This is a genomic window from Mesorhizobium sp. M1A.F.Ca.IN.020.04.1.1 (assembly GCF_003997315.1).
Taxonomy (GTDB): Bacteria; Pseudomonadota; Alphaproteobacteria; order Rhizobiales; family Rhizobiaceae; genus Mesorhizobium.
Genome location: NZ_RZSN01000190.1, coordinates 1 through 10,529 on the forward strand (window position 1 = coordinate 1; position 10,529 = coordinate 10,529).

Below are 10,529 nucleotides of genomic sequence, written 5' to 3' on the forward strand. Positions count from 1 at the left end.
GAGCCGCAGCTCGCCATTCGGAACCAGAAGCAGCGTCGCCGCCAGATTGCCTTCAGGCGTCGCCCAGGCGCGGCCGCGCCGACCGCGTCCGCTTTCCTGCTTCTTCGAGACGATCCAGAGTTTTCCCGGATCGCCCGCGCGTGCCTGCTCAAGCGCCAGCGCGTTGGTCGAGCCGACGCTGTCATGGGCCTCGAGCCGGAACCCCTCCGACGCCGCGGTTGGAGCCAGCCGAAATGCCATCCCGTCAGAAGAAGGTCTTGGCGGCGGCTTCGGCATAGCTGCCGATCGGTCCGCCGATCAGCACATAGAACAGCACGAAGGCGCCGCTGACGCCGAGCACGAGGCGCAATTCGCTGGCCATCGGCACGAAGCCGCCGACAGGCTCGTCGAACCACATGATCTTGATGATGCGCAGGTAATAGTAGGCACCCACCACCGAAGCCAGCACGCCGATGATCGCCAGGGCATAGAGATGCGCGTTGATGGCGGCGAGGAACACGTACCATTTCCCCCAGAAGCCGGCGAGCGGCGGAATGCCGGCCAGCGAGAACATCAGGATGGTGAGGATGGTGGCCATGATGGGATTGGTCGAGGCGAGGCCCGCCAGATCGCCGATCTGCTCGACATTGCCCTCCTTGCGCCGCATGGCGAGGATGAAGGCGAAGGTGCCGAGCGTCATCACCAGATAGATCAGCATGTAGATCGCCACGCCGCGCACGCCGGCCTGGCTGTTCGCGGCAAGGCCGACCAGCGCGTAGCCCATATGGCCGATCGAGGAATAGGCCATCAGCCGTTTGATGTTGGTCTGGCCGATCGCGGCGAAGGCGCCAAGCGCCATCGAGGCGATCGAGATGAACACGACGATCTGCTGCCAGTCGGCGGCGATCGGCTTGAAGGCCCCCATGGTGACGCGCACGATCAGCGCCATCGCCGCCATCTTCGGCGCGGCGGCCAGGAAGGCGGTGATCGGCGTCGGCGCGCCCTCATAGACGTCCGGCGTCCACATGTGGAACGGCACCGCCGAGATCTTGAAGGCGAGGCCGGCGAGCACGAAGACCAGGCCGAAGACAAGGCCGAGCTGACGTTCGCCGCTGCCCAGCGCCGCCGCGATCTCGTGGAAGCCGGTGTTGCCGGTATAACCGTAGACCAGCGAGATGCCGTAGAGCAGCATGCCCGACGACAGCGCTCCGAGAACAAAATATTTGAGGCCGGCCTCGGTCGAGCGGACATTGTCACGGTTGATCGCCGCCAGCACATAGATCGCCAGCGACTGCAGCTCGAGCCCGAGATAAAGGCCGATCATGCCGTTGGCCGAGATCATCAGCATCATGCCGAGCGTGCACAGCACGATCAGCACCGGATATTCGAACTTGTCGAAATGCTCCTGCCTGGCAAACCGCATCGACATGACGAGCGTGACGGCCGAGCCGATCAGCGCCAGCATCTTCATGAAGCGGCCGAAGGAGTCCTGGACGAAAGCGCTGCCATAGGCAGACCCCTCGCCGCCGGAGAAAGCCAGCCAGAGGCCGGCGATCACAAGCACCGCGACCGCGAGCCCGGTCACCGTCGTGGTGTTGTTGGAGCGCGAATAGGCACCCACCATCAGAAGCGCCAGCGCGCCGATGGCGAGGATCAGTTCCGGCGTTGAGAGCGAAAGGCTGGAGAGAAGGTCCGGCGTCATGGTATTTCCCCGGTCAGTTCGCCGCCGCGGTCTGCGCGGAATTGATGGATGCGGTGACGTTGGTGACGAGCGCCTTGACCGACTGCGTGGTGGCATCGAACACAGGCGCCGGATAGACGCCGAAGAAGATCACCAGCACCACCAGCGGGTAGATGATCGCCTTCTCGCGCGTCGACAGATCGAGCAGGTTCTTCAGGCTCTCCTTGGTCAGCGCGCCGAAGATCACGCGGCGGTAGAGCCAGAGCGCATAGGCTGCCGACAGGATCACGCCGGTAGCGGCGAAGAACGCCACCCAGGTGTTGACCCGAAACACGCCGAGCATGGTCAGGAACTCGCCGACGAAGCCGCTGGTGCCCGGCAGGCCGACATTGGCCATGGTGAAGATCATGAACGCGGTCGCGTATTTCGGCATGTTGTTGACCAGCCCGCCATAGGCGTCGATTTCGCGCGTATGCATGCGGTCATAGATGACGCCGACGCACAGGAACAGCGCGCCGGAGACGAGCCCATGGCTGAGCATCTGGAACATCGCGCCCTGCACGCCCTCCTGATTCATCGCGAAGATGCCCATGGTGACGAAGCCCATATGGGCGACCGACGAATAGGCGATGAGCTTCTTCATGTCCTCCTGCATCAGCGCCACCAGCGAGGTGTAGATGATGGCGACGACCGAGAGCGTGAAGATCAGCGGCGCGAACATCTCCGACGCCAGCGGGAACATCGGCAGCGAGAAGCGCAGGAAGCCGTATCCGCCCATCTTCAACAGGATGCCGGCCAGGATGACCGAACCCGCCGTCGGCGCCTCGACATGCGCGTCGGGCAGCCAGGTGTGCACCGGCCACATCGGCATCTTCACCGCGAAGGAGGCGAAGAAGGCGAGCCACAGCCAGGTCTGCATGTTGGCCGGGAAGTTATGCGTCAGCAGCGTGGTGATGTCGGTCGTGCCGGACTGGAAGAACATCGCCATGATGGCGAGCAGCATCAGCACCGAGCCGGCAAGCGTATAAAGGAAGAACTTGAACGAGGCATAGACGCGCCGCTTGCCGCCCCAGACACCGATGATGATGAACATCGGGATCAGGCCGCCCTCGAAGAAGACGTAGAAGAGAACAATGTCGAGCGCGCAGAACACGCCGATCATCAGCGTCTCGAGGATCAGGAAGGCGATCATGTAGGCCTTGACGCGCTTCTCGATCGCATCCCACGAGGCCAGGATGCAGAGCGGCATCAGGAAGGTGGTCAGGATGACGAACAGCATCGAGATGCCGTCGACGCCCATATGGTAGGAGATGCCCGAATCCAGCCAGGCGTGCTTCTCGACGAACTGGAAGCCGGCCTGCGAATTATCGAAGCCCTTCCAGATGAACAGCGACACCACGAAGGTGAACGCCGTCGTGATGAAGGCGATCGAGCGGATGTTGCGGCGCGCGTTTTCGCTGTCGTCGCTGATCGGCAGAATGAGCAGAACACCAACCAGCGGCAGGAAGGTGACCAGCGAGAGGATTGGCCAGTCGGTCATCAGAGCATCATCCAGGTGACGAGAGCGGCCACGCCGACCAGCATGGCGAAGGCATAGTGGTAGAGGTAGCCGGTCTGCAATTTGACGACGCGGTTGGTGACGTCGACGACGCGCGCCGAGATGCCGTCGGGGCCGAGCCCGTCGATGATGGCGCCGTCACCGGTCTTCCATAGGAACCGGCCGAGGCGCTTCGCCGGCCGCACGAAAAGGAAGTCGTAGAGCTCGTCGAAATACCATTTGTTGAGCAGGAAGCCGTAGAGCAGGCGATGGTTGGCGGCGACGCTCCGGGGCAGTTCCGGCGAGCGGATGTAGAACTTCCACGCGACCGCAAAGCCGATGACCATGGCGATGAACGGAGCCAGTTCCACCCACAACGGCAATTCGTGGATCTCGTGCAGGATGTGGTTGTCCGGCAGCGTGAACAGCGAGGCCTTCCAGAACTCGGCATAGCCCTCGCCGATGAAGGCGCCGTGGAAGATGATGCCGGCAAACAGCGCGCCGGCAGCCAGCACGTAGAGCGGCACCAGCATCACCGGCGGCGATTCATGCACGTGATGCATGACCTCGTGGCTGGCGCGCGGCTCGCCGTGGAAGGTCATGAAGATCAGCCGCCAGGAATAGAAGCTTGTGAAGGCGGCGGCGATCACGAGCAGCACGAAGGCAAAGCCCGCGACCGCGTTGTGGCTGGCAAAGGACGCTTCGATGATGGCGTCCTTGGAGAAGAAGCCGGCGGTGCCGATCACCGTCGCCGGGATCCCGACGCCGGTCAGCGCCAGGGTGCCGATCACCATCATCCAGTAGGTCTTGGGGATGAGCGTCCTCAACCCGCCCATCAGGCGCATGTCCTGCTCGTCGGAGACGGCGTGGATGACCGAGCCCGAGCCGAGGAAGAGCAGCGCCTTGAAGAAGGCATGCGTGAACAGATGGAAGATCGCCGCGCCATAGGCGCCGACGCCGAGCGCCACGAACATATAGCCGAGCTGCGAGCAGGTCGAATAGGCGATGACGCGCTTGATATCGTTCTGGACAAGGCCGACGGTGGCCGCGAAGAAGGCGGTGAAGGCGCCGATGAAGGTGACGACGGTCAGCGCCGAATGCGACAGCTCGAACAGCGGCGAGAGCCTCGCCAGCATGAACACGCCGGCCGTCACCATGGTCGCGGCATGGATCAGCGCCGAGACGGGCGTCGGGCCTTCCATGGCATCGGGCAGCCAGGTGTGCAGCGGCACCTGCGCCGACTTGCCCATGGCGCCCATGAACAGCAGCAGGCAGACCACCGTCAGCGCCGTGTGCTTGTCGAGCGCATGGCCGAGGAAGGTGAGCACCGCGGCGCCCTCCGGCGCGCCTTCGGCCGGAAGGAAGGAGGCTGCGTTGGCAAAGACTGTGCCGAGATTGACCGAGCCGAACAGCACGAAGACGCCGAAGATGCCGAGCGCGAAGCCGAAGTCGCCGACGCGGTTGACGACGAAGGCCTTGATCGCCGCGGCGTTGGCGGAGGGCTTCTTGTACCAGAAGCCGATCAGCAGATAGGAGGCGAGGCCGACGCCTTCCCAGCCGAAGAACATCTGCACCAGATTGTCAGCCGTCACCAGCATCAGCATCGCGAAGGTGAACAGCGACAGATAGGCGAAGAAGCGCGGCCGGTTCGGATCGTGGTGCATGTAGCCGATCGAATAGATATGGACCAGCGCCGACACGGTGTTGACGACGACCAGCATCACCACCGTCAGTGTGTCGATCCTGAGCGCCCAGGCGACGTCGAGCCCGCCCGCCTGGATCCAGCGCAGCACCGGCACGGTGAACACTTCGCCATGGCCGAAGCCGACGGTGAAGAAGGCGATCCACGACAGCACCGCCGCGATCACCAGGAAGCCGGAAGTGATGTATTCGGATGCCTTGGCGCCGAGCGAATTGCCGAACAGGCCGACAATCAGGAAGCCGAGCAGCGGAAGGAAGACGATGGCCTGGTACATGGTTGTTCCCGTCAACCCTTCATCTGGTTCACGTCTTCGACCGCTATCGAGCCGCGGTTGCGGAAGAAGACGACAAGAATGGCAAGTCCGATCGCGGCCTCCGCCGCGGCGACCGTCAGCACGAACAGGGCGAATACCTGCCCTACGAGGTCATGCAGCGCCGCCGAGAAGGCGACGAAGTTGATGTTGACCGCGAGCAGGATCAGCTCGATCGACATCAGGATGACGATGATGTTGCGGCGGTTCAAAAAGATGCCGAACACGCCGAGCGTGAACAGGATCGCCGATACGGTCAGATAATGCGCGATGCCGACGACCATCTCAGATACCCTCGCCCGACTTGACCTTGCGGATTTCCATGCCCGTTGCCGGCGTGCGGCCGACCTGGGCGGCGATCGACTGCCGCTTGACGCCTTCCTTGTGGCGCAGCGTCAGCACGATGGCACCGATCATGGCGACCAGAAGCACGAGGCCGGCGATCTGGAAATAATAGAGATAGTCCGTGTAGAGGATGTCGCCGAGCGCCGCCGTGTTGGAGCGCGCGGCGAGGTCCGGCGTTGCCTTCGCCACGGTCGAGGCAAGCTGCGGCGCGAAGCTGTAGCCGCCGAGCACGACGATCAGTTCCGCCGCCAGGATCAGTCCGACCAGCGCGCCGATCGGCGCATATTGCAGCGCGCCCTGCTTCATCTCCGCGAAGTCGACGTCGAGCATCATGACGACGAAAAGGAACAGCACCATCACAGCGCCGACATAGACGACGAGCAGGATCATCGCCAGGAACTCGGCGCCGGTCAGCATGAACAGGCCAGCGGCATTGAAGAAGGTGAGGATCAGGAACAGCACCGAATGCACGGGGTTGCGCGACGAAATGACCATGAAGGCCGACGCCACGGCGATAAAGGCGAAGAGGTAGAAAAAGACCGCCTCTAGTCCACTCAGCATGGGGTTCCCTCGGGTTCCTGTCCGAACACTGGCTCAGCGCCCCTGCTCGATGTCGCCGCCTCTGGCTGGCAAAGTTGCGTGTTCCTATCGCATGTTCCGATCGGGTTGAAAGACCCGATCGAAAGAAACATGCGACACTCTTTTCATTCCGGAGGATGATCTGGTCCGAAAGTCTGCAACTTTTCGGGGACCATCCTTTGGACGAGGCCCTCGCCCCGTCCATGCGTCAAATCTCAGCGATAGGGCGCGTCCAACGCGATGTTGCGCGCCAGCTCACGCTCCCAGCGATCGCCGTTCGCGAGCAGCTTTTCCTTGTTGTAGTAAAGCTCCTCGCGCGTCTCGGTCGCGAATTCGAAATTCGGCCCCTCGACGATGGCGTCGACCGGGCAGGCTTCCTGGCAGAAGCCGCAATAGATGCACTTCACCATGTCGATGTCGTAGCGCACGGTGCGCCGCGTACCGTCGTTGCGGCGCGGGCCGGCTTCGATGGTGATCGCCTGTGCCGGACAGATCGCCTCGCAAAGCTTGCAGGCGATGCAGCGCTCCTCCCCATTGGGGTAGCGGCGCAGCGCGTGCTCGCCGCGGAAGCGCGGGCTGGTCGGTCCCTTCTCGTGCGGATAGTTGATCGTCTCCTTCGGCGCAACGAACTGGCGCATCGACAGGAAGAAGGCGCTGACGAAATCCTTCAGCAGCAGGGCCTTTGCGGCTTGGGCAAGAGCGGACATCACGCAAACCCCGTGATCTTGAGGAAGGCCGCGGTGGCGACGACCATGAACAGCGAGATCGGCAGGAAGACCTTCCAGCCTAGCCGCATCAGCTGATCATAGCGGTAGCGCGGCACAAACGCCTTCACCATCGAGAACATGAAGAACACCAGGCAGACCTTGAGCACGAACCAGATCAGGCCCGGCACCCAGGTGAAGGGCGCGAAGTCGAACGGTGGCAGCCAGCCGCCGAGGAACAGGATGGTGGCCAGCGCGCACATCAGGACGACGGCGACGTACTCGCCCAGGAAGAAGAGCAGGAACGGCGTCGACGAATATTCGACCATGTGTCCGGCGACGAGTTCCGATTCCGCTTCCACCAGATCGAAGGGCGGACGGTTCGTCTCGGCCAGCGCCGAGATGAAGAACACGATGAACATCGGGAACAGCGACAGCCAGTGCCAGTCGAGGAAGGTGTTGGGCAGGCCGAGCTTGGTGCCGAGGCCATCCTGCTGCGAGAGCACGATGTCGGAGAGGTTGAGCGAGCCGACGCAAAGCAGCACGGTGACGATGACGAAGCCGATCGACACCTCGTAGGACACCATCTGCGCGGCTGAGCGCAGCGCGCCCAGGAACGGATATTTCGAGTTCGATGCCCAGCCGCCCATGATCACGCCGTAGACCTCGAGCGAGGAGATGGCGAAAACATAAAGGATGCCGACATTGATGTTAGCGATAGCCCAGCCTTGATTGACCGGAATGACCGCCCAGGCGGAGATCGCGAGCACGGCTGAGACCAGTGGCGCCAGCAGGAAGACGCCCTTGTTGGCGCCCGACGGGATCACCGGCTCCTTGAAGACGAATTTCAAAAGGTCGGCGAAGGCCTGCAGCGTGCCCCAGGGACCGACCACGTTCGGGCCGCGGCGCAGCTGCACCGCAGCCCAGATCTTGCGGTCGGCATAAAGCACGTAAGCCACAAAGATCAAAAGAACGACGATCAGCACGACCGACTTCAACAGGATCAGCAGCGCCGGCAGCACGTAGAAGGAAAAGAAGGTGTCCATGCTTATTCCGCCGCCTGCTTGAAGCCGCTCTTGGCCAGCGCCGAGCACTCAGCCATCACGGCCGAGGCCCGCGCGATCGGGTTGGTGAGATAGAAGTCCTTCACCGGCGAGGTGAAGGTGCCCTTGTTCAAGCGTCCGCCGAGCTTCGCCGCCCTGGCAACGCCGTCGGCGCTGCCCGCCGCGACATGATCGACGCGGGCAAGATGGGGGTATTCGCCATAGAGCTTCGCGCGCAGCTGCGCCAGCGAATCGAAGGGCAGCTTCTTGCCGAGCACATCCGACAGCGCCCGCAGGATCGCCCAGTCCTCGCGCGCTTCGCCCGGGGCGAAACCGGCGCGGTTGGTCTGCTGCACGCGGCCTTCCGTGTTCACATAGGTGCCGGACTTTTCGGTGTAGGCAGCAGCCGGCAGGATGACATTGGCGCGGTGTGCGCCCACATCGCCATGCGTGCCGATATAGACGACGAAGGCGCCGCCGGTCCTGGCCATGTCGATCTCGTCGGCGCCAAGCAGGAACAGGAGATCCGTCGCGCCCAGCATGCCGGCGACATTCTTGCCGCCCTCGCCCGGCACGAAGCCGACGTCGAGCCCGCCGACTCTGGCCGCCGCGTTGTGCAGCACCGCGAAGCCGTTCCACTCGGCCGTGACGGCATTGGTGGCCATCGCCAGCCTTGCCGCCTGGCCGAGCACTGCCGCGCCGTCCGAGCGCGCCAGGGCGCCCTGGCCGACGATAATCAGCGGATGCGCTGCATTCTTCAGCACCTCGAAGAACTTGCCGTTGCCGTCGGCCAAGTCCTTCAAGGATTCTGGGCCGGCGCCGATGAGCTCGTAGTCATAGCGCGTGTCGCCGATCTCGCCGATGACGCCGATCGGCAGGTTGCCGACGCGCCAGCGCTTGCGGATGCGGGCGTTGAGCACCGAAGCCTCGAAGCGCGGATTGGCGCCGACGATCAGCACCGCGTCGGCCTGCTCGATGCCTTCGATGGTCGGATTGAAGATGTAGCTCGCGCGGCCGAGCGACGGATCGAGCGCAGCGCCGTCCTGGCGGCAGTCGATGTTCTTGGAGCCGAGCGCCGCCATCAAAAGCTTGAGCGCATAGATTTCCTCGACCGCGGCGAGGTCGCCGGCGATCGCGCCGACGCGCTCAGGGGCGGTCTTCGACACCTCGTCCTTGATCGCCGCGAAGGCTTCCGCCCAGCTTGCCGGAGCAAGCTTGCCGTTCTTGCGAACGTAGGGACGATCGAGGCGCTGGGTGCGCAGGCCATCCCAGATGAAGCGCGTCTTGTCCGAGATCCACTCCTCGTTCACGGCCTCGTTGACGCGCGGCAGGATGCGCATCACCTCGCGGCCGCGGCTATCGACGCGGATCGCCGAGCCGACGGCGTCCATGACGTCGATCGACTCCGTCTTGGTCAGCTCCCACGGCCGCGCCTGGAAGGCGAACGGCTTGGAGGTCAGCGCGCCGACCGGGCAAAGGTCGATGACGTTGCCCTGGAGCTCCGAGGTCATCGCCTGTTCGAGATAGGTGGTGATCTCGGCATCCTCGCCGCGGCCGATCAGGCCGAGTTCGGAGATGCCGGCGACCTCGGTGGTGAAGCGGACGCAGCGCGTGCAGTGGATGCAGCGGTTCATCACCGTCTTGACCAGCGGACCGATATACTTGTCTTCGACCGCCCGCTTGTTCTCATGGTAGCGCGAGGAGTCGACGCCGAAGGCCATCGCCTGGTCCTGCAAGTCGCACTCGCCGCCCTGGTCGCAGATCGGGCAATCCAGCGGATGGTTGATCAGCAGGAACTCCATCACGCCTTCGCGGGCCTTCTTGACCATAGGCGTGTTGGTGAAGATTTCCGGCGCTTCGCCGTTCGGGCCGGGGCGCAGGTCGCGCACGCCCATGGCGCAGGAGGCCTGCGGCTTGGGCGGGCCACCCTTCACCTCGATCAGGCACATGCGGCAATTGCCGGCGATGGACAACCGCTCATGGAAGCAGAAGCGCGGCACTTCCGCGCCGGCGTCCTCGGCCGCCTGCAGCAGCGTGTAATGGTCGGGTACCGTGATCTCTTTCCCGTCGACCTTGAGCTTTGCCATTCGCCTCAAACCCTCGCGGATTTCCCGCAATCTTTCGTTCCGGGGCGCGACTGCGCCCGGCATTTCATCTCACTATTTGGCGGCCAGCGCCGCCGCTTGGCCAGTCCAGTCGTCGCGGCCGACGCGGCCGGCGAGCGACAGGTAATCCTCGACCCAGGCGATCTCTTCCAAGGTCCAGGCAGCGATCTGGTCGTAGGACCAGATGCCAAGACCATTCAGCACCTTCTCCAGCTTCGGCCCGATGCCCGATATCGCCTTCAGGTCGGACGGCTTTGCCGGCTTGTCGATCGCCTTGGGCTGCCTGAAATCTTCCGGCATCAGACCGGTCGCGGCCGTTCCGGCTACCGTGTCGCCTCTCGCGTCGAGCGCCTTCTCAGCGCTGGCGTTCGCCGCGATGTCGGTCACATCCCTGGCGAAGGTCTGCGCCTCGGCGATCAGCGTCTCGGTCGCCTTGCGCGCCTTGGACGAATTGTTGGCGGCTTCGGCCCGCGCCTCGAGATCGTCGAGGAACGGCTGGAGCATGCGCTGCGAGGCTTCGACGGCGCCGGAGAACGCGCCCACC

Annotated in this window: 9 protein-coding genes and 1 pseudogene; all 10 read right to left on the reverse strand. The window is 63.7% G+C overall.

The genetic code is table 11. The features are described 5' to 3' along the window. Positions 1–240, reverse strand: a pseudogene (locus tag EOA49_RS26890) (biotin--[acetyl-CoA-carboxylase] ligase); the annotation flags it as partial. 4 nt (positions 241–244) lie between these two features. Continuing rightward, on the reverse strand, positions 245–1,681 hold the full coding sequence (nuoN, locus tag EOA49_RS26895) for an NADH-quinone oxidoreductase subunit NuoN (protein WP_127241604.1): 1,437 nt from the start codon (positions 1,679–1,681) through the stop codon (positions 245–247). A 13-nt stretch (positions 1,682–1,694) separates the two neighbouring features. Next, positions 1,695–3,200: an NADH-quinone oxidoreductase subunit M gene (locus EOA49_RS26900; protein ID WP_095826201.1), complete on the reverse strand. Its 1,506-nt coding sequence runs from the start codon at positions 3,198–3,200 to the stop codon at positions 1,695–1,697. Further along, a complete protein-coding gene (gene nuoL, locus EOA49_RS26905; protein WP_127243449.1) occupies positions 3,200–5,173 on the reverse strand; it encodes an NADH-quinone oxidoreductase subunit L in 1,974 nt (657 codons plus the stop codon). Before nuoL ends, EOA49_RS26900 begins: the two co-directional genes overlap by 1 nt. A gap of 11 nt (positions 5,174–5,184) precedes the next feature. After that, complete coding sequence (nuoK, locus tag EOA49_RS26910) at positions 5,185–5,493, reverse strand: NADH-quinone oxidoreductase subunit NuoK (RefSeq protein WP_066998791.1); 309 nt, start codon at positions 5,491–5,493, stop codon at positions 5,185–5,187. A 1-nt stretch (position 5,494) separates the two neighbouring features. Next, positions 5,495–6,115 (reverse strand): NADH-quinone oxidoreductase subunit J, encoded by a 621-nt coding sequence (locus EOA49_RS26915; protein ID WP_066998787.1) that lies wholly within the window; start codon positions 6,113–6,115, stop codon positions 5,495–5,497. A gap of 233 nt (positions 6,116–6,348) precedes the next feature. Further along, a complete protein-coding gene (nuoI, locus tag EOA49_RS26920) occupies positions 6,349–6,840 on the reverse strand; it encodes an NADH-quinone oxidoreductase subunit NuoI (protein ID WP_066998784.1) in 492 nt (163 codons plus the stop codon). Beyond that, positions 6,840–7,883, reverse strand: a complete 1,044-nt coding sequence (gene nuoH, locus EOA49_RS26925; RefSeq protein ID WP_066998780.1) for an NADH-quinone oxidoreductase subunit NuoH — start codon at positions 7,881–7,883, stop codon at positions 6,840–6,842. The genes nuoI and nuoH overlap by 1 nt, the downstream gene beginning before the upstream one ends. 2 nt (positions 7,884–7,885) lie before the next feature. Next, positions 7,886–9,967 carry an NADH-quinone oxidoreductase subunit NuoG gene (gene nuoG, locus EOA49_RS26930; RefSeq protein WP_127240928.1) on the reverse strand — a complete coding sequence of 694 codons (2,082 nt, stop codon included), beginning with the start codon at positions 9,965–9,967 and terminating at the stop codon, positions 7,886–7,888. 72 nt (positions 9,968–10,039) lie between these two features. Further along, the coding region (locus tag EOA49_RS26935) for an NADH-ubiquinone dehydrogenase (protein ID WP_127243450.1) at positions 10,040–10,529 on the reverse strand (490 nt) is incomplete at its 5' end.